Below are 22195 nucleotides of genomic sequence, written 5' to 3' on the forward strand. Positions count from 1 at the left end.
GGAGTGCAGATACTCGACACCCCACCTGCCCCTGGCGATTGGGAGGAAATTGTCGAGATCAGCTTCGAACCCCTAGATTCGCGGACCGGTCTCTACGGTTGGGGCACAGACGCGTGCGTCGTTCTTGATCTCCCTCATCCGTCCTACCGCGTGCGGTGGTCAGCGTCAGGTATGGACGAGGGCAAAGCCCAGGATGTCGCGAGCGAGGAACAGCCCGCACCCGATCGATATGACCTATCCCTCTGGCCTGCACCCCACGCGCCTGACGCCATCCTTCGCTGCACGTCGAATGTCGCTCACTTCTGGCACGACGGCGGCTTCATCTCCTAGCTATAGCTACATTCGTACCCCGATCCCTGACGGGGATCTGAAGATAGAATTTCCCTTCTTTTATTCAGTCATCGCGCGAAGGGCCGCCAGGTGTTCGTCGAAGGCATGACGGCCGTGGGGTGTCAGCTTCACAGTGGTAGTGCGGCGCGCATCTGATCGCTTGGGTGAAGCTTGCTTGCTGATATCCAGGTAGCCGAGAGCAACGAGATTTCGCACTGTCTTCGAGAGATTTGCTTCGCTAACTTCAAGCATCCCGGCGATCATACTGAACTCGGCCCCATCCAGTGGCCGGAGTATGGCGTATAGCCGGAGCCGGGTGGGCGCATGTATTGCCTCGTCGAATCGGGGCTCAACGGGCATGCCGGCCCTGATTCACACCGCCGCTGAAGAGTTCCTCATCCCTCATGGCGTACCTCCGCGGCGTAGGCGCGGTCGTAGCCCACGACACCGAGTGCCACGATGAGGCCCCCAGCCAAAGCGGAGAGCGGAATCCAGACGAGGAGATCAAGCGCCCAAAGAATCCAGGAAAGCACGTTGAGGCCACAGAGCAGCGCAATAAGCAGCACCAGCAGCGCCATGCCTCGCGGACCTGCAGGGCGGCTGATTGACAGGCCGCTGCGTTTGCGAAAAACCAACTCGACGGCGAGGAATAGTCCCGCACTCAGCGCCAGGACGAAGAACACGCCGGGAACACCAGCAGCGGGTGCGGCGATGAGTAATGCAGCGGCAAGGCCCTGCGCGGGCGCCGCCCAACGAGTCTCGGCGGTCATCCGCTGGCCCAGTACGTGACGGTCCGCTTCCATAGCGTCGAGCGCTTCTCTAACATCAAAGTCATTTTCCATACTGTTGAGTGAATCACTTGCCAAGCGGTTAACCAACTCCCCAGGGCATAACCAGTAAAACTTTGCGTCGACCCGACGCACCGTAAGCCGGTCGTTCGTCGCGACGCCTAAGCAGCGTCGGACGACGCACCTCAGGAGCTCTGTTTTAGGGATCCCTATTTGAGCCAGGCCTGTTATCTGCCTTCAGCTGTCGGATGCGGGAGCCAGCCCAGCCATTCCAGTACTGGGCGGTTTGGCTCTCCCGACGAATCACGCGGTCGGGCGCCACGCGCTCAGCGGGCCAGAAGATGAGCTGATAGCTGTCGACGGGCTCCCCTGGTTCAAAGGTAGTGTCGGCTGCGCGGCCAGAGTCCATTCCCTTTGCTGAGTACCGCACGCGGTAGGTGCCAGGTGCTAGATCAATTGGATACGAGGCCTGCCCTGCCCACTCCTCCAGGAAGGGAGGTTCGTCCACTATGAATGAAACTTCGACGACGTCCTCCCATTTTCGGTCCAGCGGCGGTTCCGCATCGGAGAATCCAACACTGAAATTCACGTCACCGGTGTGCAGACCTGTGATGAGAAAAAGGAGGGTTGGGCTGGATGCTCCGCACAGGCCGTTGGACTGGCCCCAAAAAGAGAGCTGCAAGTCACGCGCAAAGTCGTTCCCTGTTACGAAGTAGGCCTGGCCATAATCCACCCGCAATCGGCCATTGAAGAAGGTCCTCACGCCAACACTCTAAACTGCCGGCGGAATCCCACACCAGATCAAAGGTACCCCGGCACGGGTGGCCCAGTGAGCGTGGTGGACGCCCTTGGCTTTGTACACAACCCGATCCTTCAGCGGACACCGCCCGCCGCCACGGGCAGGAGACCAACGCTGTCGGGGACGAGGGAGGCGGCGGGGCTTTCGTAGTCCCGCTGCCTCCCTTATGTCGGCCATGAGATCAGTTGGAAGACATACTGATTTCCTGAGCCGCTGCGCGGCCTGAGCCTTGATTTCCGTTACTTCTGCCATCTCCGCTGCCATTTGCTGCATTTCGGTAGTCAGGTATTTATCGAACACTGCGTCGATGCGGGTTTGGAGATTCGTTTCTTCGCGGCAGACGGCGTCGGTGACAGCTATCTTGATTTCCTCTTGGCCACCTGCCGCCTCACCGGCTGTCCTGGCCTCGCCCGGGGTCCGAAGTGCACTGTAGGGAGTCTGCGCCATGCAGTCCTGCCAATCTTGGTTGGCGGCCTGGATTTCAGGATCCCGTGAGGCAGCGTCCCTCGATGCAGGGAAGGCGTTCATGGAGGCGAGTGTGGCCAGGGTGTATCTCTCTATGTCCCCATAGATGGCGGTCACAGCTTCACCCCGGCAGCCGCCGGCCCGGGTTTCATAACTTCCTGTTTCAGCAAACTCATCAGCCGGACCATACAGCGCCGCATCGAAGGCAGGGTCGCTGAACATGATTGCCTGATCACTGCCCGGTGCCGGTTCAGTACCCGCTACAGGACCGCCGTAGCCCTCCGCCTTTGCGACAGCGGCATCAAGGCGCTCGAAACCGATCCATTCGCTGAGGCCCCCCGTGCGTTCTGTTTCAGCGGCCGGCGTGTAGTCGAATCCGGAGTTGGCCATGCATTCGGAAATTAGCTGCCGCACACCTTCTTCGGCGACCGGGTCCGGTGCCATATAGGCCTCGGCGTCACGGACAATACCTGATACGGGTTCCGGTGCGGCCGCCAGCGGAGTGTTGGGCAAGGCGGCGGCAATGAGAGTTGCGGCGCCGCCGGCGACGAGAATAGCCGCGGCAGTCAGGCGCTTGATGGGAAGGACTTTTCTACTTGTCCCGTTTCCGTAGTTTTGCATGTCAGAACTCCTCGGGTGTGATTGAGATAGCGAATGGGAAAGGGTTAGACCAATCCGTTTTGGTAAGCGAAGGCGACAAGTTGGATCCGGTTGCGCAGCTTGAGTTTGGCGAGGATTGCGCCCACGTGAGACTTCACGGTGGTTTCGGCCAGGACCAGTGTCGAGGCAATTTCGGTGTTGCCCAGCCCTGTTGCCGCCAGCCGGAAGACCTCCCGCTCCCGTTCGGATAAAGGTGCCAATGCCTGGGTGTTCCGCCTGGTAGGCGTGCTGTAGTCCCGCAGCAGTTCCCGGGTAGTGGCAGGAGCGATGACCGACTGTCCGGAATGCACGGTCCGGATGGCAGCGAGAAGGAATTCCGGCGTCGCATCTTTGGTGAGGAACCCTGCGGCCCCGCACTGGATGGCGCGCACCACGGCCTGGTCGTGTGCGATGGTGGTCAGGACAATGACCCGGGTCTGGGGACAGGACTCCCCAATCCTGCGGGTGGCCTCGCATCCATCCAGCACAGGCATGCGGATATCCATCAGCATGACGTCGGGACTCGTTTCCTCGGCCAGCCGCACGGCGTCCTCACCGTTGACTGCGTCGCCTGTCAGCTCGATGTCCAGCTGGCTGCGCAGAATCATCTTCAACCCTGCGCTGAACAGCGGTTGATCATCAGCCATCGCGACCCGAATGGTGGACACTGACTGGATACCGGCAGCGGCAGGGGCCGTCATGCGCCTACCTCCTCAAGTTCGAGCTTTCCTGCTGACAGAGGCAGGAATGCCCGCACGAGGAAGGTGCCGCCGTCCGCCGTGGCTGTGAACCACCCGCCGGCATCAGCTGCCCGCCGCTCCATCCCCCGCATTCCCTGTCCAGGCGGTGGCAGTGGCTGTCCCGGCTGTCGGCTGGTATCCGTTGATGAGGAAATGCCCAACTCAAGGCCGTCCGGCGTCCAGGTACGGAAAATTTCGACGCCGGCCTCCCTGTCGCCGTGTTTGAAGGCGTTGGTCAGGCTCTCCTGGATAAGCCTGTAGACCGCATGGCTGGTTTCCGGCGAGGTGGACAGGGCGAGGCCTGCAGCGGGACGCAGGGTGACGGGCATACCACTGGTCGAAAACTGGACCGCCAGGGCAGCCAGACGCTGTTCCAGCGGATCTTGGGAATCCGTTTGGAGCCCGGTGAGGACATCACGGGTCTCCGTGAGGGCTTTGCGGGCAGCGTCGGCAATCACAGAGGCCGCCTCGTCCACCGCTTCCGGTTCGCTTCGATGGATATAGCGCAGTCCCTCGGCCTGAGCGATGATCACCGCTAAGGAATGTGCCAGCACGTCGTGCAACTCGCGGGAAATCCTGTTGCGGTCCTGCTCTACTTCCAAGGCTGTGGCGGTCCGCTCGAGTCGGCTTTCCACTTCGGCCTGTGCCCGGGCGCTGGCCGAAGCTCTTCGCACCGCATACGCGGCAGTCCAAGCAGCCAGGGCAAGGACCAAGAACGCGGCAAAAACGAGGAATATCTGAAGCGCGATGCGTGCTGCGGAGCCTTCACGTACCTGGCTGCCGAAGAGGTAGTTGATCCATGTGCTGTCCAAGAACCATGCAGCAGTAGTCAGTGCGGCCAAAACTACTGCCGCAACAAGGCCAAACCAACGTCTGTGCGACGGCAGTCCAAGGACAGCGAAAAACACCAACAGTGGTACGGCCGTATATGTCAGGGCGCCCGACTCAAGAACGCCGGGAAACAGACCCAATGTCTGGCCAGCCAGCGAGGCCAGCGCGAAAGAAAGTGACGTTGTCGGCAACTCCCGAGCAGCAGCCATGGCTGCTGCCAACGCGATTAAGAGGGCGCTGCCACTGTTGAATCCACGATTTTCGACGGCGAATAGTGCGAGCAACAAAATAGTTGCGTATGCAGGCGCCATAAATGGGCCTAGGAAAGAATGGAAGCGAGACCGGGACGTAAACATGGTTTCACCCTAGGCGGGCGTTGCTGCCAAATAGGCCATTCATCGTCAGGTTCCCCCCGGAGGATGAGCTTTTCCCTCCTCCTGGAGGACGATGCAGCTGATCCGGAGGACCGAACTCTCTCTTCAGGCGCCAAGAGTGCCATTGCTGCCGGCCCGTAAGCCGGTGGACCATCGGACGCTCTGGTGTCCGTTCCATGATCCCAAACGGGCGGCTGTGCAGACGACTTAGAACATTCTGTGCAGTCGACTTAGGAAACTGACAGTACATATACCTGTTTGACCTCGGGGTTCGCGTAAACCTTGCCCGCACATATGCCCCGTGAAGGTAGAGCGGATTTTATCGGTCGACGCAACAAAAAGACTAAACAGGGGCGTTTTTCCCTGTGTTATGGAGACTACTTCACTGGCTTTTCCTGGGCATAATGTTCGGCCCTGAACCGTGCGGCCGGGGTGTCGTAAGCCAGGTTCTTTCGGGGTCGGGTGTTGAGCTCTTTCATCACGTGGTTGACGTGCCGGGCACTATGCACGGCCAGGTTGGTGCCTTTGGGAAAGTATTGGCGAACTAGCCCATTAAAGTTCTCATTGGCACCGCGTTGCCAAGGGCTGGAACGTTCGGCAAAGAACACCGGAATTCCGGTGGCCAAGGTGAGCACCTCATGGCTGGCCATTTCCACGCCCTGGTCCCAGGTCAAGGTGCGCTTTAGGGACGGCGGAAACCCGGCGAATGCATTGGTGATGGCGGCATTGACGCTTACGGCGGTGTGGTCATGGGGCAGGTTCACGATGATCCCGTACTGGGTTTTACGTTCCCGCAGGGTCACCATGGCCGAGACGGATCCGACCCCCACGATGAGGTCCCCTTCCCAGTGACCAGCCTCCAGACGGGTTTAACCTCAGCAGGCCGTTCGTCGATCATTTTCATATTGCGGATACGCGAGCCGCGCCCGGTACGGGTGCGCCAACGGGTCTTGCGGATCCTCCGGCCGGTTCGCAGCTTGGCCGCGTAGCGCTTGTGCAAACCCTGGCCCTGGGGCAGCAGCAGCGACCGGTAGATCGTTTCGGGGCAGATCCGCAGTTCCCGGTCTTCGGGGTAGGCCTTCTTCATCCAGCCGCTGATCTCGTCCGGCGACCAGCAACGATTGAGCTTGCGTTGCACGAGCCCGCGCAGCCGGGGATTGGCAACGAGCTTGTGGACCTTGGGCCTGGATCGCTGCAGACGGGCGTCGTGGTCGGCTGTACGGGGCAGGTAGCGGCCCTCGGCATCCCGGTGGCGGTCCAGCTCCCGCTTGATGGTGGAGGGCTGGCGACCCAGCTCATGGGCCACCTGCCGCAGGGAGTGACCCAGGTCCAACAGGTCCGCGATCTGCAGTCGCTCCCGGACGTCGAGATAGCGGCCCGTCGCCGGCCGGGGCTGCAGAGAGGGGATCTGGTAGTTATGCGCGCGCCGGAGCAACGCGCCCGTTCTGATAGGCATACCCAGAAGTCTGCATGCCTCGGCATTGCTCTTGCCCTCGCGCATCAGCTGCCAGTACTTCGTGTCCCGTGCGGCACGGCGAACTTTCGCCTCGGAGACGGTGGAGGCGAGCACCGCATCTGCGTAGCGGTTCGAGGACAAGACGGCGGCGCGCTGGGCCGCGGCGGCGGTGTTCCTTTCCTTCGCGAGCCGGGCGAGCCGTTCGCGTTCAAGACCCTGGCAGCGCCGGTCTGTCAACCGCAGGAGTGCCTGACATCGCTTCCGGGTGGTCTTGGATTCCCGGAGCTCATCGAACCGGGAACGGATCCACCGGTAGGCCGTGGAGCGGTTCACCCCGGCGGCTTCGGCCGCCCGGTCCACCCTAATTCCGCGCTCAAAGGCCGCCCAGAACAAGGCTTCGTCCCCGACATTTGTCTGACGGTGGTGGCGGCCAGTGCCCACGCCCACTGCCGCTTCCCATGTGGGTAACCGCGAGGTGGTGAACCCCAGAGCTTCAGAGGCTTCGGCGGGGCCCAATCCCTCACTGCGGAAGCGCAGGTAACTCTCGCGCAGCCAGCGGTAGCCGATTTCCTTGTTGATGCCAGCCGCACGGGCGGATGGCTTGAGACCATTTCCCTGCTTGATCGAGGCCAGAAAACGGATCCCTGTTGGGGAGGAAGAACTCAAATACATGATCGAACCACCTTGGAATGGGTGTTGCTTCGATCAACAGAATCTCGCGTAGCTCAACCGCTACATTCGGATCCATGAGTGCCCACATCGTCGGTTACGCCCGCGTATCCACCACCGAGCAAGACCTCACGGCCCAGCAGAACCACCTCGCGGCCCTCGGTGTCCCCAAGGACCTGGTGTATACCGATCACGGGCTGACCGGCACCAACCGTGACCGGCCAGGCCTGCGTCAGGCCCTGGCCGCTGTCCGGGACGGGGACACCTTCGTCATCACCAAACTTGATCGTCTGGCCCGCTCCCTGCCCGACGCCCGTGACATCCTCGAAGAACTCACGAAGAAGAATGTAAAGCTGAGTATCGGCGGATCCATCCACGATCCGTCGGACCCCGTCGGCCGGCTGCTGTTCAACGTCCTCGCCATGGTTGCCGAGTTCGAATCCGACCTCATACGGGCCCGCACCCGGGAAGGCATGCAGATTGCCAAAGCCAAAGGCCGGCTTCGCGGCAAGCAGCCCAAACTCTCCAAATCACAGGAGGCACACGTGGCCTTCCTGTATAATGCGGGTGAACACACCACCACCGAGATCGCCGAACTCTTCAAGGTCGCCCGCAGCACGGTGTACCGCATCGTTCAGCGAACACAGCCCCCAGCCCAGTTAGCTCATGGGGCCGGTTCACCCCGCCGTCGGACCCCGCGGCTAGGCTGGGGGGATGGCAACGGTAATCCTCGTGCGGCACGGCCGCACCACAGCGAACGCGTCCGGACTCTTGGCCGGCCGCACCCCCGGCGTCGAACTCGACCAGGTGGGCCGCGACCAGGCCGCCGCCACCGGCGGCCGGCTCGCCGTCGTGCCCCTGGTCGGTGTGGTCTCCAGCCCGCTCGAGCGCTGCCGGCAGACAGCGCAGTTCATCCTGGACCGCCAGCCCGGCACCCCGCACGCGCCGGTCGAGTCAGAGCTGACCGAGTGTGACTACGGCTCCTGGCAGGGCCGCACGCTCGAGGAGCTCGCGAAGGAGGAGCTCTGGAAGACGGTCCAGACCCAGCCCTCCGCCGTCACGTTCCCCGGCGGGGAGTCCATGGCCGCAATGCAGGCCCGGTCGGTGGCCGCGGTCCGGCGCCACGACGCCGCGTTCGAAGCCGAACACGGGCCCGGCGCCGTGTGGGCGGCGGTGAGCCACGGCGACATCATCAAGTCCGTCCTCGCCGACGCGCTCGGCATGCACCTGGACCTGTTCCAGCGCATCACCGTGGGCCCGGCGTCCGTGTCGATCGTGCACTACGGCAAGGGACGCCCCACCGTTTTCGCCACCAACACCGACGCCGGAGACCTGTCCTGGCTGGCCGCTCCGCCAGCGCCGGACGACGCTCCGGTTGGCGGTGGCGCAGGGCACACCGTCTCACCGGCACGATGAGCCTAAGATAGTCCCATGCCTACAACCGTTCACGAGTTTGCCTGGCCTGACCGCGTCGTCGTCGGAACTGTCGGCGTCCCGGGGCAGCGCACGTTCTACCTTCAAGTGCGCACCGGGAAGCAGCTCCTCAGCATCGCACTGGAAAAGCAGCAGTCTGCCCAGCTTGCCGAGAAGATCGACGAGATCCTCGACCAGCTCATGACCGTCGACGGCAATCCCTTCCACGTTCCCGCCAGCACACCCATCGAGCTCGTAGACAATGATGATCTCGAGGCCGTGCAGGAACAGTTCCGCGCCGGCGTGATGAGCCTGGGCTGGGATCCGACGACGACGCAGCTCGTCATCGAGGCCTACCCCCTCGCGGAGGTGGACGAAGACGACAACGGATTCCTCGAGGACGAGGACGATACCGACGCAGCCGAAGTACTGCGGGTCAGCATGCCGGTGGGCACGGCCCGTGCCTTTGCCAAGCGCACACGGGAGGTCGTCGGTGCCGGGCGTCCCATCTGCGTGATCTGCGGCCAGCCGATCGACGCCGACGGGCACACCTGCGAATTTCCCGAGGCCTAATGCCCGCGCCGGACCTGGTCACCGACGAGCTGACACTCACCGGCCGCATTACGACGGCGTCCAACGCCACTTTTCTGGGCAGCATCGGCGGCGCCGCCGTCGTCTATAAACCAATAGCCGGCGAGAAACCGCTCTGGGACTTTCCCGACGGGTTCCTGGCCCACCGTGAGGTGGCCGCATACCTGGTGTCGGAGGTGCTGGGCTGGAACATCGTGCCCAGGACCTGGCTGCGGGACGGGCCGCTCGGCCGGGGCATGGTGCAGCTCTGGCAGGAAACCGACCCCGGGGAGGACGCCGTAGACCTCGTGCCGGCGGACGAGGTGCCGGCCACCGGCTGGAAACAGGTCCTCGAAGGCGAGGACCAGAGCGGGCGGATCGTCGCCCTCATCCACGAGGACACCCCGGCGCTGCGGCGGATGGCGGTGTTCGACGTCGTCGTCAACAATGCCGACCGCAAGGGCGACCACATTCTCGCCGTGGGCGGCGGGCACCGGTACGGAGTGGACCACGGGCTGACCTTCCACAGCGGGCACAAACTGCGGACGGTGCTGTGGGGCTGGATCGGCGCCGAGCTGAGCGCGGAGGAACTCGCGGGCATCGACCGTCTTATCGAAGAACTGAACGGCGGGCTGGGCCGGAAGCTCGCGGAGCTGCTCACCCCCGAGGAAACCGCGTCCCTCGCCGCGCGCTGTGCCCGGTTGCGCAGCGTCGGGTGCTTTCCCGCTCCGAGCGGCGGGATGCCGGCCGTGCCCTGGCCGCTGTTCTAAGGCACTGGACAAGCCTGCTGCGCGAACGGACACGCCGATCTGGCAGGATAACACTGTGATGAAACAAGCTCCTGACGCAGACAACCGCCCGGCGCTGCTGCGTGTGAAAGTTTCACTGATGGGCAGCGACCCGGCCATCTGGCGCCTCCTCGAAGTCGATTCTTCCCTGACCCTGGACCGAATCCATGACATCCTCCAAGCCGCAGTCGGCTGGCGGGATTCGCATCTGCACGCCTTCACGGACACAGATCCCTGTATCCGTCCGCGTGCCGTTGCCGGGAAGGCACAGAAACCCCGGCGCTGGGTTCCCGAGCCCCTGCTGGAGGACAACGACAATGACCTGCCCGAATCCGAGTGGACTTTGGGCCAGGTCCTCACCGAAGAGACACGTTGCCTGTTCTACGAATACGACTTCGGAGACGGCTGGACCCACCGGCTCGAGCTCACCGGAAGCCTCCGCGCACCCGCCGCGGCCCCGCGGGCACGGCTGGTGGACGGTTCACGCCGGGCGCCGCTGGAAGACTCCGGCGGGATTGGCGGCTACCAGGACCTGCTCGAAGCCCTCGCCGATCCCAACCACGAGGAACATCAAAACCTCTCGGCTTGGGTCGCCTGGACCACCGGACCATGGCAGGAATTCGACCCGGAATGGCTGGACATTCACGCTGCGAACAACGCATTGAACGCACTGTTCCCCGACGATACGCTGCCGGGCGCCGGGGACGCTGAGCAGCCAGTGCTCCAGGACTTGGCGCAGCGGATGCCGCCGGGCATCCGCCGTGATTTTCAGGCCTATTTGGCCGGCGCGCGCCTTGACGGGCCTGCGCGGGTGGAAGCGGAAGTGGCCGAAGCGATGACTGCCCCCTATCTCTGGCTCGTCCGCCGGATCGGGCACGACGGCGTGACCCTCACCGCTGCGGGTTGGCTGCCTCCAGCCATGGTCAGCGAGGCAATGACGGTGGTGGACCGGGACCGGCGCTGGATCGGCAAGGCCAACCGCGAGGATGTCACCCCACCCGTCCGCCGGCTGCGCGAAAGCGCACAGCAGCTTGGCCTGATCCGAAAGGTCAAAGGCCGGCTCGTCCTCTCCGCTGCCGCCAAGAAGCTGCTCGATAACCCTGCGGATCTGTGGCTGTTTCTGGCGCGGGCTTTGGCCTGGCGGCATCGTCATGATGCGGAGCAGGACGCGGCGCTGCTCCTCCTCCTGGAGGTCGCAGCAGGAAAACGTACTGCTTGGGAGGACTATCTGGAAGCCGTCTCATTCGGGCTGGGAATGCTCGGATGGGCCACCCGCTCCGGAGAGAAGCTCCCGCTCGATTCGGTCCGCGGGCTCCTCCAGGCACCGCGTGAAGTGCTTCAGAACCTCGGGGTGTTCCGCAACGGCGGCTGGCCGGACCTGGACACCGTCACTCCGCAGGGCCAAGCCTTGGCGCGTGCCGCACTGCGCTCCTAGGCCGGAGGGGAACGCTCGTTCCGGCTTGCAGGGTCAGGGGTGCAGCACGCTGACTTCCATGTGGGCACCGGCTTTGTCGGTACGCCCATCATCGCGGACGCGCTGACTGACACCGGGCATGCCGATGTTGCCGGCAAGCTGCTGCTACAGACCGGGGTCCCGTCCTGGCTGTACGCGGTGACCATGGGAGCCACCACGGTCTGGGAGCGGTGGGACTCCATGCTCCCGGACCGGACCATCAATCCGGGGCAGATGACCTCGTTCAACCACTACGCCTTCGGTGCCGTCGCCGACTGGATGTACCGTCGTCTTGCCGGCCTTGCACCGGACTCCCCGGGTACCGCAGGTTGCGCATCGCACCCGTACTGATAGCGGGGCTCGACCGCGCCTGGGCGCGGCACGAAACTCCGTACGGCATGGCCGAGGCTGGCTGGACTGCGTCGGCAGGGCAGGTTCAGGTGCGCGCCGTGGTCCCTGCGAACACGACGGCGATCATCGTGCTGCCGGGGGCGGAACCGGTGGAAGTGGGCTCGGGCCTTCACGAATGGACCGTCAGCGACCCGCGGCCTGCTCAGGAGGAGTCTTCGCTCACCACGGTCTAACCCGGGGTTGGCAGCGGCTTCGGCGGGGGGTGCCGGTGGCGGTGATCCGTCCACCGTCCCATCCCCCGCCGGGGCGTGAGAATAACGTCGGGGGCTCTGTCTCCGACCGTTGACACGGCTTCGACGCCTGTTGAAACCGACCCCACGAACTCCACACCCACACTATGATCCAGCAGTCATTAGAGGGCTGATCGAACGAATGGGTCGTCGACGGCCATGACGCGAATCGACCTGTTGGGCTGTGACACTCGACAAGTATCAGCGACTCCGGTTTGGTTAGCCACGCCATAACCGCTCTTTTCTCCACATAAGGCGTGCAAGCTACTTTTTGTGCTCCTTCGAAGTGGCAACCAAGTAGCTCCCGTAAAGGACTCCGCCAATACCTACAACCAACAGCACAACTCCCACTTTGCTTAGCGTGATGATGGGAGTGTCGATGTCAGTGGCAAACTGCCATAGAACAAATCCGAGTACTGAACATGAGATTCCCCAGAGAATCTCTCGGCGTCCTGTTGCCATACGCATAATTGCTCCAACCCTCGGTGTCGATGATGAGCTTAGGTTCCCTGACTGCACCATTAGTTTCCCGGACACGAGCTGAAACTGCATCCTCCTTTCGACTCAGTCCCGTCGACTTAAGGCCACTCCTTGTCAACCCTCCGGCCCCGCGCAACAAGAAACTGTCCCCGCGTTGTTCACAGCGGTACGCGGGAGGGCGAAATCCGGATCTACCTAAATTCCGTACGGACCATCCAGCCGTCACCACTCTCTGTGCGCCCGCAAAGAACGCCCCTCGCCGGCTTTGGGTGCGGGCCCGCATATTATCGAGCCCCTTGGCCGCTTCCACACCGCGCCAAACTGCTTGCTGTGCCGTGCCCGTTATTTGACGAGGGTGGGAAATCACTCAGAACCGCGAGAATGAAAGTCCTCCTGTTTGAAACTGATGGTGACCGGAGAGTTGGGTGCATGCTTCAGGACGTTGGTAAGCGCCTTTTGAGCTATCAAATAGAGGTCACCAATTCTTGGGTCATCCTGCGAATCAACCCCACCGTCACGATCGACTTTGATGCCGGTTGCACGAGCTGCCGCAACCAACTCCATAAAACGTGCTCAATCACGGTCGCAGGATTGCAGTTCGACAAGGGAGGTAATGTGGCCCGCTTTCAGAATGGTAAAGAACCGTCAAATACGCAGGAAGATGTCCGGCCACGCGGGCTTATTTCGGGTTCGAGTACATCACCATCAGCACGCACACGGCGGAAAATCCCGCCTGCGCCAGCAGCAGGGCACCGGGAGCGTATCCCAGGAACAGGCCCAGCAGCAGGGGAACCAGGGCCAGCACCGTAGTGTCCAGTCCGCGGATCATCGCTCCGGCCTGTGCGTTCGGCACCGGACCGAACACGGTGTCCACGGGCGGAACCGTCCAGTCGGGCTGGACCCGGTACGCTCCCCGCACCGCGGACGCGCCAAACCCCACCCCGGCGAGGGCGCCGAGGCCGATCAGTGCCGGTGTGCCGGCGCCGAGCAGGACCAGGGCCGTACAGAACAGCGCCGTCCAGAGCACCAGGGCGGCTGCCGGCAGAGCCATCCGGCTCAGCCGGACCATGGCAGGCGGAAGGGCAGCAGCAGATCCAGGCCCGGCATGATCGCGGTCTGCCGCGCCACCGCGCCCAGCGCCGGAAGTGCGGCACACACGGTCACCGCAATGAAAGCCAGCTGCGCCGCTGCCGTCTGCCGTCCGCCGGCCAACATCAGGGCCAGGCAGAGCAAAAGCAGCAGCACCGGCCGAACCCACAGTCCCGGCGTCCGCAGGAACGCCGCAGTGTCGGCACGCAGCAACGCGGCAAACGGCGTTCGTCCGCCTCCCGCATACCAGCGGGCAGCCCGGGATGAGCCGACGCCCCGGGGATCGGCGGCCAGTGCCCGCCCCACTTCGTTCAGATCCATGAAATACACCGCAGCCCCGGCGTGCCCGGACACCGCACCTCCCCGGAGGAGTTCCCGGCCCGGAATGCCGCCCAGCCGGGGCCACAGGACCAGCCACAGCCCGACGGCGGCGGCAAGGGCAACGATGGCCGGCCCCCACTCTCCTGCCGCCGCCTGCCGCGGAACAAAACTCAGCACGGCCAGCAGGAGCAGGCGCGGAAGCGGGCCCGAGGCCGTCCGCCGGAAGACGCCGCGCACGGAACCGTTGGGCCGCACCGGCCCCGCAGGCCGCACCGGCCCCGCAGGCCGCACCGGCCCCGCTCCCGCCTGCCGCAGCGCTGCCATGAGCACCGCGCAGACAGCGGCCACACCAAACACGACGGCCCCGGAGAACTGGCCCTGCACGGTGGCCGCGAGGTCCGTGACGAAGCCGAAGGGCAGGTACAGCACCGATGCGCCAGCCCACACCTGGACCAGCCGGCGGACCAGCCGCCCGGCCACCATCGGCCGGCGGTCCAGCAGCAGGCTCAGCCACCAATATCCCTCCGGCCGGCCGACCGCCACCGGACCTAGTTTCCGGGCCACGACCATCACCGCGGCCAGAGCCGCGAACATCAGTACGGTCGGCGCCGCACCGCCGGGCAGGGCGAACGACGGCGGAGCCACCAGGGCGGCCTGGGCAGCGTCCCCGCTCCAGGCCCGGGCCACCTGTCCGCGCAGGGCCAGGACCAGCCCCGCGGCGAAGGCCCCGACGGTTCCCATCGACAGCACAGCGGTGTACACGTCCACAAAGGCGTCCCGGAACCGGGTCCGGCCCCGGTTGAAGACCAGTGATGCCCGCCGGGTGAACTGAACCGGATTGAAGACTGCGGGCGCGTTGCCCACCGCAGTTCCGGGCGTCACGGCTAGCGTCCGGCGATTTCGGAAGCGGCGCGTTCGGGCTCGATGTCCCGGACGTCGTCGTCGATCACCAGGCACCGTCCAGCGGTCGCCAGGAGCAGCGCCGGGTCGTGGGTCACCAGCAGCACCGTGCCGCCGGCGTCGGCATAGGCGGTGATGCGCTCCCCCAGCCGTTCGCGCATCACCGGATCCAGACGCTGTTCCGGTTCATCCAGGATCAGGAGCGAGGACGGGCGGATCAGGGCGGAGGCCAGCAGCAGCCGCCTGCGCTGCCCGGAGGAGACGGAGGCTGGTATGGCGCCGGCGCGGTCCTGCAGGGCAAAAAGTCCAGTTCCGCATCGACGGCGGAGTCCGGATTCGGTACCGAGTGTCCGCGGGCCACCAACTGGAGGTGCTCACGTACGGACAATGACGGGAAGAACGCGTCCTCATCGAACAGGGCGGCGACCTGCCGCCGGAATGAAAGTGCGTCTTCGTTCACCGGCAGCCCATGCACCCGCACTTCGCCGTCGATCATCGGCTGCTTGCCGGCAATGGTGCGGGCCGCTGTGGATTTACCCGCCCCGTTGAAGCCCACCACTCCCAGGATTTCGCCGGCCTCCGCCCGCGCGGTGATGGGCCCGCACACGGCAGTGCCCCCGTAGCCCACGGACAGGTTGGAAATCTCGAGCACAGCCCCCACTGAAGTCATGCGTCCAACCTATCCGAAACCGCCGCCGCCTTACCGGCCGGGCGCCGCGCAGGCCCTTCGGGGAATGACGGCGGCACCGGGCGTGTTGCCGCAGGCATGACCACTGAGCCGCCCAGCACCCCGCCCGCAACCCCGGACTCGATCACGCCCTCCGTTCCCGACCACCTGCATGTGGCCGTCGTGGGCGCCGGGCGGGTGGGCACCGCCGTCGCCCGATCCCTGCTCGACGCCGGCTGCCGGGTTTCGCTGTCCGCCTCCGGTGATCCGGCGCAGCTGGCGCTGCTGGCCGAAATCGTGACCCCCGGCGCCGAACCGAAGTGGACCCGGGACGCCGTCGCCGGTACCGATCTGGTGATCCTTGCGGTGCCGCTGCACCGGCTGCACCAGGTGGACCCGGCACTGCTGGCCGGCCGCGTGGTAGTGGACGCCATGAATTACTGGCCGCCGGTGGACGGAGACATTCCGGCCTTCGCCGCCGGAACGCAGGGCTCCTCCGCAGTGGTGCAGGAGATGTTTCCGGACGCCGACGTGGTGAAGTCCTTCAACCACACCGGTTACCACTCGCTGGAACCTGACCGCCGGCCGGCCGGCCATCCGGAGCGGCTTGGCCTGGCCGTGGCCGGAAACCGGCCCGGCGCCGTCGCGCTCGTGTCGGCGGTGGTGGACCGGATCGGCTATGACCCCGTTCCCGTTTCCTCCCTCGCCGGCACCGCGTTCCTGGAGCCCGGCGGGCCGGCGTTCGGGGCCCGGCTGACCGCTGCGCAGCTGCAAGCACTGACAGGTGCGCCCGCGCCCGTTGCCTGACCGGGCGCCTGTCCCGCCTGCCCGCCGGGAATTTCCCGTCCCCGCTCTTTGCTTGCACAGCACACCACCGAAACAACACCACTGAAGGGATGCGGACATGCAGACACTGGGAATCATTGGAAGCGGCAACATTGGATCGGCCGTGGCACGGCTCGCGGTTGCAGCGGGCCTGAACGTGATCATCGCGAACTCGCGGGGTCCGGAATCTCTGCAGGACCTGGCCGCCGGGTTTGGCCCGCTGGCCCGGGCCGGAACGGTGGAAGAGGCAGCCACACTCGGCGACGCCGTCGTACTTTCCATTCCGCTCAAAGCGGTAAAGGACCTCCCGGACGGGCTGCTTGCCGGCAAGCTGGTGCTGGACACGAGCAACTACTACCCGTCCCGTGACGGGCGCATCGAAGAACTGGTCGACCACACCGTCACCAGCAGCGAAATGGTCCGCGACCAGCTGGGCGCAGACCAGTATGTGAAGGCCTTCAACAACATTACCGCCGCGCACATCCCGGCACTGGCCCGGCCCGACGGCGCCGCGGACCGCTCCGCACTGCCGATCGCAGGCGACGGCGCCGCTGCCAAGGCCGAGGCATCGGGCATTATTGAGCGGCTCGGCTTCAACACCGTTGATGCCGGGACGCTGGCCGAAAGCTGGCGGTTCGAACCTGAAACCCCGGCCTACGGGCGGATCTACTTCTCGGACCCGGACGTCTCCGATGAGCAGCTGATGGACACCCCTCCCGGGCCGACGCCGGCGGAGCAGGTCCGGTCCGCGCTCGACGCCGCCGCCCGGGTGGATGTGGCTGAACGCCGGTTCTAGAAGGTACGCGGGAAGGAGGATACCGGAGGCATCACCGGCCGTGGAGGCCGCCGCTTCCCAATTCACGTCCCTGCCCTCAATAAACGGGCCCCATTGTCCGGTTCGCCGCACGCGGTGGACCGGACAGCCCATTTCACTGCCGCAGTTCCCGTGATGGTGCCACCGGGAAAAGACGCCTCGCAGTGGGAGCTGTGGCGCCGGGAGGGCACCATCCGGGGCACCGTGGCCGCCATGGGCGGTACCTCCGTCCTCATGGCGGCAGTGTTCGGCTTCGTGTCGGTGGCAGGGTGGAGAAGTCCGGACAATCTTCCGGTTGGGCCGCTGCTGATCCTGATCGCCCTCGTCCTCGCCGTTGTTTTCGCCGCGTATTCCCTGTCCTCCCGGTGGGCCTGCCGTGCCGCGTCAAGGAACGGGGCCTCTCCCTCGCCGGACGAGCAGGAAGAAGACAAGCTGTGGATCGCAGGAGGGCTCCACAACAACCCGAAGAACCCCCACATCATGGTTCCGAAAAGATCCGGTTCGGGCACCGGGATGACGGTGAACGTGGGAAATGCCAAGGGGCGGGCCGCCGTCGCCGTTTTCCTCGCTGTCTTTGTGGTCCTGCCCCTCGTCATTGGCGGCATTCTGGCGCTCTCCCGCTGAGGAGCGGGCCGTGTGACCTCGCACGCTTCGCGGAATAGTGCGGGCCCTTCCCCCGGTTGTCGCTGCTATACCAACTTCAGCTCAGGACCGCCCGGCCCTGATGCCAGCTATAAAAGGAACCACCACGTGAAACTCTTTACCCCGCTGACCATCGGCACCATGGAACTGCCCAACCGCCTGGTCATGGCACCGATGTCCCGCGTGCGCGCCGACCGCAGCGGCGTGCCCACTGACATCATGGTCGAGCACTACCGCCAGCGCGCCTCCCTGGGCCTGATCGTCACCGACGGCATCTACCCCTCCTTCCCCGGCCAGGGCAACCCCCTCATGCCCGGCCTGGTCACCGAGGAACACATCGCCGGCTGGAAGCGCGTCACTAACGCCGTGCACGAGGCCGGCGGCCGGATCGTCGCCCAGCTAATGCACTCCGGACGCGTCGCCCACGAGAACATCAACGGCGGACACCAGCCGCAGGCCCCCAGCGCCATCGCGGTCGAAGGCATGGCCCACACCTACGAGGGCAAGGCACCCTACCCAGTGCCGCACGCCCTCACCGAAGCCGAACTCCCCGGCGTCGTACAGGACTTCGTCTCCGCCGCCCGGAACGCCATGTTGGCAGGGTTCGACGGCGTGGAGCTGCACGGTGCCAACGGGTACCTGCTGCAGGAATTCCTCTCCCCCGTCTCCAACACCCGCACCGATAACTACGGCGGCTCCCCGGAGAACCGCGCCCGGATGGTCATCGAGACCTTCCGCGCCGTGGCCGAAGCCGTCGGTGCCGAGCACACCGCCATCCGCATCTCCCCCGAGCACAACATCCAGGGCGTGCTGGAAACCGACCGCGCCGACGTCACCGCCACCTACACCGCGCTGGTGGACGGCATCGCGGACCTGAAGCCTGCCTACCTCTCCATCCTGCACAAGGATCCCGCTGACGAGATGATCCAGGACCTGCGCCGCCGCTTCGGCGGCCCGGTGCTGCTGAATACCGGCTTCGGCACCGTCACCAGCCGCAATGACGCGATCATGCTGCTCGAGGAGGATCTGGCCGAGGCCGTCGTCGTCGGCCGCCCGGTCATCGCCAACCCGGACCTGGCCCGCCGCTGGCAGGAAGACCTGCCGCTGAACGAGGTGGACCAGGCCACCGTCTACACCAACGGTGCCGCCGGCTACACGGACTACGCGCTTCTGGAGACGGTCGCTTCCTAAGCAACGATTACAACAGAACGACGACGGCAGGCCCTCCGCGCGATGCGGGGGCCTGCCGTTCTTGTGTGCACGCGTCTCCAACGGCCTTGGCGTTAGCGCCGGCGGCCGAAAGATCCGGGCCTGCGCGTCAGCTGGCGGGGTCGTACTGAAAGGCACGCACTTCCTGAGCACAGCGGCAGGCTGCAGCGAACTTCGCCGCCCACTCCAGTGCTTCCCCGCGGGAGGACACCTCGAGCACCGTGTAACCGCCGTCGATCTGCCGCGTCTGCGGATACGTGCCCTCGATGACGGTCCCCGCACCGTCAACCAGGACCGCTGGAATGCTCTCATCGATACCGCCGCCGAACACCCACACACCGGCGTCCTTGGCGTCCTGAAGCACGGCATGGGCGGCGGCCCCCACCGCCGGCAGCTCCTCCCGCGGGACAACCATGGCGCTGCTGGGGAACGAGATCAGGTACTTCGCCATGGGGCGGCTCCTTCTATTGTGGCTGGCGGAATGCGTTCATCCTCGCCCACCGCCGCACAATCCGCGAGGTCCAGCGGACGGTCCGCTTCCCTGGCGGCGGACTAAGCACGCGGTTTCAGCTCGCGCCGGTGGCCGGACGCGGCCCCGCTGCAGCACTGTCTCCTGCGACGCGGCGCCGGAACTTCCGCCGGGCGTTCCGGGAGCCGGCGACCGGGAGGACCATGGCGAAGGAGGACCAGGCAGTTCCGCCAACCTGAGAGAAGCCGGACCAATGATTGATTTTGAATGAGACTGACACACTGGCCCATGGGCTGGTCCATGTGGCACCCCTTACACCGTGGTGCCGCCGGGAGCTTCGGGGCCCACGGGCCAGCGCAGCAGCGCTGCGACGTCGACGCCGCCGGGCAGGACGCCGTCGGGCACCAGCAGGAGGCTGGCGTCCGTCAGGGCGCCCGCGCGCAGCATCGCCGCCGGGAGGGGAACCTGTCCCAGCACCTCCGCACCGAGCGTCTGCTCCTCCGCCGTGGCCACCCACGGCTCGGCGCCCAGGGCCAGCAGCTGCCGGTCGGCGAGCGCGCTGTCATTCAGGATCAGCACCTCCACCTGGGCCTGCTGAAGCGCAGTAACCACGGCGCCCACACCGGTAGCCGACTCGGGATTGGCCTGCCCTTCCTGCAGGGCGAGGCGGTCGAGCACCTGCGCCTGTTCGGCCGCCCACTGCAGGGCGATGAGTTCCTGGACCTTATCCTCGAACATCTGCTGGTGCGAGTCTTCGGGGCGGGGCTCGGAATCGATCATGCTGACGAGCGGCTTGTGGGCCTCCGCCAGCTGGTCCTGCACCAGGCCCCGGGCACGGACGTCGCCGGCGAGCGCAATCAGCCTGGCGCCGCTGCTGTCCACAATCCGGTCGATCTGTCCGGCAACTTCGTCAGCGTTCCGGCGCCAGGTCTCCTCGGTCCGGCGCTGCTGCTTGTCCTGCGCCCAGCCCTCACCGCCGGGGAGTTTGCTGATGTCCTCGCTGGACCCCTCGACATCCGCCACTGTCCCGGAGCCGGGCCGGCCCACGTATTCCAGCCGGATCTCAGCGTCCTCCCGCGTCACTTCGGCCACCACGTACGGAAACTCCTCGGGGCGGTGCTTGAGCAGCGGCAGCAGATCCGGAACCGGGCCCACGGAGATATGCGGCGGCGCCACCAGCGGTCCGGGCAGCAGTTCGTTCAGTTCCGCCGTTCCCTGCCGGACGAGGACAAAGCGTGAGATCGGGGCGGGCAGCCCGCGCGCAGGTTCCACCGCAGTTTCCATGGCCTCCAGATCCGCCGCAGCAGCCCCCTGCCGGGCCAGTGCCGCCCGGACATCGCCGCGACGGGCTTCGGCTGCTTCGGCCCCCTGCGCGCCCCCGGCCCCGGCATCGACATAGACGACGCACCAAGGCCCCGGCTTCCGGTAAAGATCCGCAAATTTGTGGAGGTGCTCCGTCATGTCGATCTCCTTTACGCACAGGGGCGGCCGCGCATCGATGCAATCCGTGCCTCACGCTAACACCGCTTAGGCGGGGAGTTACAGGGCTGCGGCAGTTGAGGGGCCGTTGCGGGCATACCCGTCCGTCCACCGCACCGGACCGCCGGCCGTAACACTGTGCCGCCGTCGCCGTTCGGGCAGCACCGCACCGCTAGGATTGCCGTCGTAAGAATGACCGGAGGCGGTCAGACGGGAAGGGGTCCATGACGGCTGCGCTCCCCACCGGGCCTGTCCGCACGGCAACGGGCACCGTGGCCCGCGCCGGATCCTCTAACGAATGGAAGCGGCTGATCTCGGCATCCTTTGTACCGCTGGAAACCGCCCCGGCCGGAATCCGCGGAGAAAGAGCGTTCACCGGGCAGCTCACCAGCCACCAGCTGCGCGAACTGGCCATCGTCCAGGTGGATGCCATGGCGCACGCCGTCGAGCGCACGCCGGACCTGGTTACAGCCGGGGGCTCCGGCTTCTACAAACTGAACCTGCAGCTCTCCGGCAGCGGGGTGCTCCGCCAGAGCGGCCGCGAAACAGTCCTCAGCACCGGCGAGCTGGCCATTTACGACACGGGCCAGCCCTACACCCTGCGCTTCGACGAGAGCTTCTCCACCCTGGTGCTGATGTTCCCCAAACATCTGGTGGGGCTGTCCGCGGATCAGATGAGGGCCTCACGGCGGTCCCGCTGGGCAGGGAACACCGGCTGGGCCGCGCCGTCGTGCCCTTTTTGACCCAGACCGCGAGGATGCTGCCGGAGCTGGACGGGCCGATCGCGCACCGGCTGGCCATGAATACCGTGGATCTGCTGGCCACCCTGCTCGCTGACGAGGCCTACTCCCGGCCTGTACCGGACGGGACAGGCAACGCGAGGATGCTGCGCCGGATCCAGCTGTTCATTGACGGGCAGCTGTCCAACCCGGATTTGTCCCCCGGCTACGTGGCGGCGGCGCACTACATTTCCACCCGCAGCCTGCACAAGCTGTTCGAGGACAGCGGCACCACTGCGGCCGCCTGGATCCGCGGCCGCCGCTTGGCCGGAGCACGGCGCGACCTTGCCGATCCGCTCCTGGCCGACGTACCCATCGCGGCCATCGGGGCCCGCTGGGGCCTGCCCGATCCGGCGCACTTCAGCCGGGTTTTCCGCGCGGCCCACGGCTGCTCCCCCTCCGCCTACCGGCAGCGCACGTAACCAGCGCTCACGGGCCACTTTCCCTGCACAAGGGTGGCGAGAGGCAGGGCGTGCACGATTTGCCAAGCACTGCTCACGCAAAGCCAACCGCTGGCACTATGGTGTGCGCCACAGTTGAATGGAGCACCCGGCCGAACATCCAG

At 65.5% G+C, this 22195-nt stretch carries 28 protein-coding genes and 1 pseudogene; 13 read left to right on the forward strand and 16 right to left on the reverse strand.

The genetic code is table 11. The annotated features are described in order from the left end of the window. Window positions 1-390: 390 nt before the first annotated feature. The 8 genes from OL239_RS11305 to OL239_RS11340 form a co-directional block, all read right to left on the reverse strand. Entirely contained in the window at window positions 391-690 is a 300-nt protein-coding gene (locus tag OL239_RS11305) for a transcriptional regulator (RefSeq protein ID WP_268909030.1), read from the reverse strand. Window positions 691-725: 35 nt separating this feature from the next. Then, window positions 726-1196 (reverse strand): hypothetical protein, encoded by a 471-nt coding sequence (locus OL239_RS11310; RefSeq protein WP_268909031.1) that lies wholly within the window; start codon window positions 1194-1196, stop codon window positions 726-728. Window positions 1197-1317: 121 nt separating this feature from the next. Next, window positions 1318-1881, reverse strand: a complete 564-nt coding sequence (locus OL239_RS11315; protein WP_268909032.1) for a hypothetical protein — start codon at window positions 1879-1881, stop codon at window positions 1318-1320. A 9-nt stretch (window positions 1882-1890) separates the two neighbouring features. Then, window positions 1891-3003: a hypothetical protein gene (locus tag OL239_RS11320; protein ID WP_268909033.1), complete on the reverse strand. Its 1113-nt coding sequence runs from the start codon at window positions 3001-3003 to the stop codon at window positions 1891-1893. 44 nt (window positions 3004-3047) lie between these two features. Then, window positions 3048-3722 (reverse strand): response regulator, encoded by a 675-nt coding sequence (locus OL239_RS11325; RefSeq protein ID WP_268909034.1) that lies wholly within the window; start codon window positions 3720-3722, stop codon window positions 3048-3050. Then, complete coding sequence (locus OL239_RS11330) at window positions 3719-4903, reverse strand: sensor histidine kinase (RefSeq protein WP_268909035.1); 1185 nt, start codon at window positions 4901-4903, stop codon at window positions 3719-3721. Before OL239_RS11330 ends, OL239_RS11325 begins: the two co-directional genes overlap by 4 nt. 440 nt (window positions 4904-5343) lie before the next feature. Then, entirely contained in the window at window positions 5344-5796 is a 453-nt protein-coding gene (locus OL239_RS11335) for an IS30 family transposase (protein ID WP_268909036.1), read from the reverse strand. Continuing rightward, window positions 5766-7094, reverse strand: a complete 1329-nt coding sequence (locus OL239_RS11340; protein ID WP_268909037.1) for a helix-turn-helix domain-containing protein — start codon at window positions 7092-7094, stop codon at window positions 5766-5768. The genes OL239_RS11335 and OL239_RS11340 overlap by 31 nt, the downstream gene beginning before the upstream one ends. Before the next feature lie 74 nt (window positions 7095-7168). Between OL239_RS11340 and OL239_RS11345 the strand changes: the two are divergent. From OL239_RS11345 to OL239_RS19540, 7 genes and pseudogenes are all read left to right on the forward strand, one after another. Further along, a pseudogene (locus OL239_RS11345) lies at window positions 7169-7735 on the forward strand (recombinase family protein); the annotation flags it as partial. Between the two features lie 70 nt (window positions 7736-7805). Then, window positions 7806-8507, forward strand: a complete 702-nt coding sequence (locus OL239_RS11350) for a histidine phosphatase family protein (protein ID WP_268909038.1) — start codon at window positions 7806-7808, stop codon at window positions 8505-8507. Between the two features lie 15 nt (window positions 8508-8522). After that, window positions 8523-9077, forward strand: coding sequence for a DUF3090 family protein (locus tag OL239_RS11355; RefSeq protein WP_268909039.1), 555 nt, complete (start codon window positions 8523-8525; stop codon window positions 9075-9077). Next, complete coding sequence (locus tag OL239_RS11360; RefSeq protein ID WP_268909040.1) at window positions 9077-9844, forward strand: SCO1664 family protein; 768 nt, start codon at window positions 9077-9079, stop codon at window positions 9842-9844. Before OL239_RS11355 ends, OL239_RS11360 begins: the two co-directional genes overlap by 1 nt. A gap of 58 nt (window positions 9845-9902) precedes the next feature. After that, entirely contained in the window at window positions 9903-11297 is a 1395-nt protein-coding gene (locus OL239_RS11365; RefSeq protein WP_268909041.1) for a plasmid pRiA4b ORF-3 family protein, read from the forward strand. Window positions 11298-11336: 39 nt separating this feature from the next. Continuing rightward, window positions 11337-11666 carry an alpha-L-rhamnosidase-related protein gene (locus tag OL239_RS19535; protein WP_329609203.1) on the forward strand — a complete coding sequence of 110 codons (330 nt, stop codon included), beginning with the start codon at window positions 11337-11339 and terminating at the stop codon, window positions 11664-11666. Then, window positions 11645-11899, forward strand: coding sequence for an alpha-L-rhamnosidase C-terminal domain-containing protein (locus tag OL239_RS19540; RefSeq protein WP_329609204.1), 255 nt, complete (start codon window positions 11645-11647; stop codon window positions 11897-11899). The genes OL239_RS19535 and OL239_RS19540 overlap by 22 nt, the downstream gene beginning before the upstream one ends. A gap of 321 nt (window positions 11900-12220) precedes the next feature. On the opposite strand, the gene OL239_RS20185 is transcribed toward OL239_RS19540, so the two are convergent. The 6 genes from OL239_RS20185 to OL239_RS11395 form a co-directional block, all read right to left on the reverse strand. Beyond that, window positions 12221-12508: a DUF5708 family protein gene (locus OL239_RS20185; RefSeq protein ID WP_442864138.1), complete on the reverse strand. Its 288-nt coding sequence runs from the start codon at window positions 12506-12508 to the stop codon at window positions 12221-12223. 291 nt (window positions 12509-12799) lie between these two features. Next, on the reverse strand, window positions 12800-13000 hold the full coding sequence (locus tag OL239_RS11375) for a hypothetical protein (RefSeq protein ID WP_268909042.1): 201 nt from the start codon (window positions 12998-13000) through the stop codon (window positions 12800-12802). Window positions 13001-13115: 115 nt separating this feature from the next. Then, entirely contained in the window at window positions 13116-13487 is a 372-nt protein-coding gene (locus tag OL239_RS11380; RefSeq protein ID WP_268909043.1) for a hypothetical protein, read from the reverse strand. Between the two features lie 5 nt (window positions 13488-13492). After that, window positions 13493-14728 (reverse strand): DUF6297 family protein, encoded by a 1236-nt coding sequence (locus OL239_RS11385; RefSeq protein ID WP_268909045.1) that lies wholly within the window; start codon window positions 14726-14728, stop codon window positions 13493-13495. Window positions 14729-14730: 2 nt separating this feature from the next. Beyond that, window positions 14731-15042: an ABC transporter ATP-binding protein gene (locus OL239_RS11390; protein WP_329609408.1), complete on the reverse strand. Its 312-nt coding sequence runs from the start codon at window positions 15040-15042 to the stop codon at window positions 14731-14733. After that, complete coding sequence (locus tag OL239_RS11395; RefSeq protein ID WP_268909046.1) at window positions 14964-15416, reverse strand: ABC transporter ATP-binding protein; 453 nt, start codon at window positions 15414-15416, stop codon at window positions 14964-14966. The genes OL239_RS11390 and OL239_RS11395 overlap by 79 nt, the downstream gene beginning before the upstream one ends. Before the next feature lie 96 nt (window positions 15417-15512). Between OL239_RS11395 and OL239_RS11400 the strand changes: the two genes are divergently transcribed. The 4 genes from OL239_RS11400 (at window position 15513) to OL239_RS11415 (ending at window position 18885) form a co-directional block, all read left to right on the forward strand. Then, window positions 15513-16220, forward strand: a complete 708-nt coding sequence (locus tag OL239_RS11400; protein WP_268909047.1) for an NADPH-dependent F420 reductase — start codon at window positions 15513-15515, stop codon at window positions 16218-16220. A gap of 97 nt (window positions 16221-16317) precedes the next feature. Continuing rightward, the gene (locus OL239_RS11405; protein WP_268909048.1) at window positions 16318-17034 is read left to right on the forward strand and encodes an NADPH-dependent F420 reductase; all 717 of its coding nucleotides are present in this window, start codon (window positions 16318-16320) and stop codon (window positions 17032-17034) included. A gap of 153 nt (window positions 17035-17187) precedes the next feature. After that, window positions 17188-17676, forward strand: coding sequence for a DUF5808 domain-containing protein (locus OL239_RS11410; protein WP_268911748.1), 489 nt, complete (start codon window positions 17188-17190; stop codon window positions 17674-17676). A 126-nt stretch (window positions 17677-17802) separates the two neighbouring features. Then, window positions 17803-18885, forward strand: a complete 1083-nt coding sequence (locus tag OL239_RS11415; protein ID WP_268909049.1) for an alkene reductase — start codon at window positions 17803-17805, stop codon at window positions 18883-18885. A 127-nt stretch (window positions 18886-19012) separates the two neighbouring features. Here OL239_RS11415 and OL239_RS11420 read toward each other — a convergent pair whose 3' ends face one another. Together OL239_RS11420 and OL239_RS11425 are read right to left on the reverse strand one after the other, a co-directional pair. Next, on the reverse strand, window positions 19013-19354 hold the full coding sequence (locus OL239_RS11420) for a YciI family protein (RefSeq protein ID WP_268909050.1): 342 nt from the start codon (window positions 19352-19354) through the stop codon (window positions 19013-19015). Window positions 19355-19684: 330 nt separating this feature from the next. Further along, window positions 19685-20833 (reverse strand): baeRF2 domain-containing protein, encoded by a 1149-nt coding sequence (locus tag OL239_RS11425; protein ID WP_268909051.1) that lies wholly within the window; start codon window positions 20831-20833, stop codon window positions 19685-19687. A gap of 242 nt (window positions 20834-21075) precedes the next feature. Here OL239_RS11425 and OL239_RS11430 point away from each other — a divergent pair, with 242 nt between their 5' ends. Both OL239_RS11430 and OL239_RS11435 read left to right on the forward strand, forming a co-directional pair. After that, on the forward strand, window positions 21076-21594 hold the full coding sequence (locus tag OL239_RS11430) for a cupin domain-containing protein (RefSeq protein WP_268909052.1): 519 nt from the start codon (window positions 21076-21078) through the stop codon (window positions 21592-21594). Then, window positions 21582-22052, forward strand: a complete 471-nt coding sequence (locus OL239_RS11435; protein ID WP_268909053.1) for a helix-turn-helix domain-containing protein — start codon at window positions 21582-21584, stop codon at window positions 22050-22052. Before OL239_RS11430 ends, OL239_RS11435 begins: the two co-directional genes overlap by 13 nt. Window positions 22053-22195 lie beyond the last annotated feature (143 nt).

The sequence above is a fragment of the Arthrobacter sp. ATA002 genome (assembly GCF_026898095.1).
GTDB lineage: Bacteria > Actinomycetota > Actinomycetes > Actinomycetales > Micrococcaceae > Arthrobacter_B.

Coding starts and splice junctions, on each gene's coding strand:
- OL239_RS11305 (WP_268909030.1), bottom strand. CDS start 690: ATGCCCGTTGAGCCCCGATTCGACGAGGCAATACATGCGCCCACCCGG.
- OL239_RS11320 (WP_268909033.1), bottom strand. CDS start 3,003: ATGCAAAACTACGGAAACGGGACAAGTAGAAAAGTCCTTCCCATCAAG.
- OL239_RS11325 (WP_268909034.1), bottom strand. CDS start 3,722: ATGACGGCCCCTGCCGCTGCCGGTATCCAGTCAGTGTCCACCATTCGG.
- OL239_RS11330 (WP_268909035.1), bottom strand. CDS start 4,903: ATGGCGCCTGCATACGCAACTATTTTGTTGCTCGCACTATTCGCCGTC.
- OL239_RS11340 (WP_268909037.1), bottom strand. CDS start 7,094: ATGTATTTGAGTTCTTCCTCCCCAACAGGGATCCGTTTTCTGGCCTCG.
- OL239_RS11350 (WP_268909038.1), top strand. CDS start 7,806: ATGGCAACGGTAATCCTCGTGCGGCACGGCCGCACCACAGCGAACGCG.
- OL239_RS11355 (WP_268909039.1), top strand. CDS start 8,523: ATGCCTACAACCGTTCACGAGTTTGCCTGGCCTGACCGCGTCGTCGTC.
- OL239_RS11360 (WP_268909040.1), top strand. CDS start 9,077: ATGCCCGCGCCGGACCTGGTCACCGACGAGCTGACACTCACCGGCCGC.
- OL239_RS11365 (WP_268909041.1), top strand. CDS start 9,903: ATGAAACAAGCTCCTGACGCAGACAACCGCCCGGCGCTGCTGCGTGTG.
- OL239_RS20185 (WP_442864138.1), bottom strand. CDS start 12,508: ATGCAGTTTCAGCTCGTGTCCGGGAAACTAATGGTGCAGTCAGGGAAC.
- OL239_RS11375 (WP_268909042.1), bottom strand. CDS start 13,000: ATGGAGTTGGTTGCGGCAGCTCGTGCAACCGGCATCAAAGTCGATCGT.
- OL239_RS11380 (WP_268909043.1), bottom strand. CDS start 13,487: ATGGCTCTGCCGGCAGCCGCCCTGGTGCTCTGGACGGCGCTGTTCTGT.
- OL239_RS11395 (WP_268909046.1), bottom strand. CDS start 15,416: ATGACTTCAGTGGGGGCTGTGCTCGAGATTTCCAACCTGTCCGTGGGC.
- OL239_RS11400 (WP_268909047.1), top strand. CDS start 15,513: ATGACCACTGAGCCGCCCAGCACCCCGCCCGCAACCCCGGACTCGATC.
- OL239_RS11405 (WP_268909048.1), top strand. CDS start 16,318: ATGCAGACACTGGGAATCATTGGAAGCGGCAACATTGGATCGGCCGTG.
- OL239_RS11410 (WP_268911748.1), top strand. CDS start 17,188: ATGGTGCCACCGGGAAAAGACGCCTCGCAGTGGGAGCTGTGGCGCCGG.
- OL239_RS11420 (WP_268909050.1), bottom strand. CDS start 19,354: ATGGCGAAGTACCTGATCTCGTTCCCCAGCAGCGCCATGGTTGTCCCG.
- OL239_RS11425 (WP_268909051.1), bottom strand. CDS start 20,833: ATGACGGAGCACCTCCACAAATTTGCGGATCTTTACCGGAAGCCGGGG.
- OL239_RS11430 (WP_268909052.1), top strand. CDS start 21,076: ATGACGGCTGCGCTCCCCACCGGGCCTGTCCGCACGGCAACGGGCACC.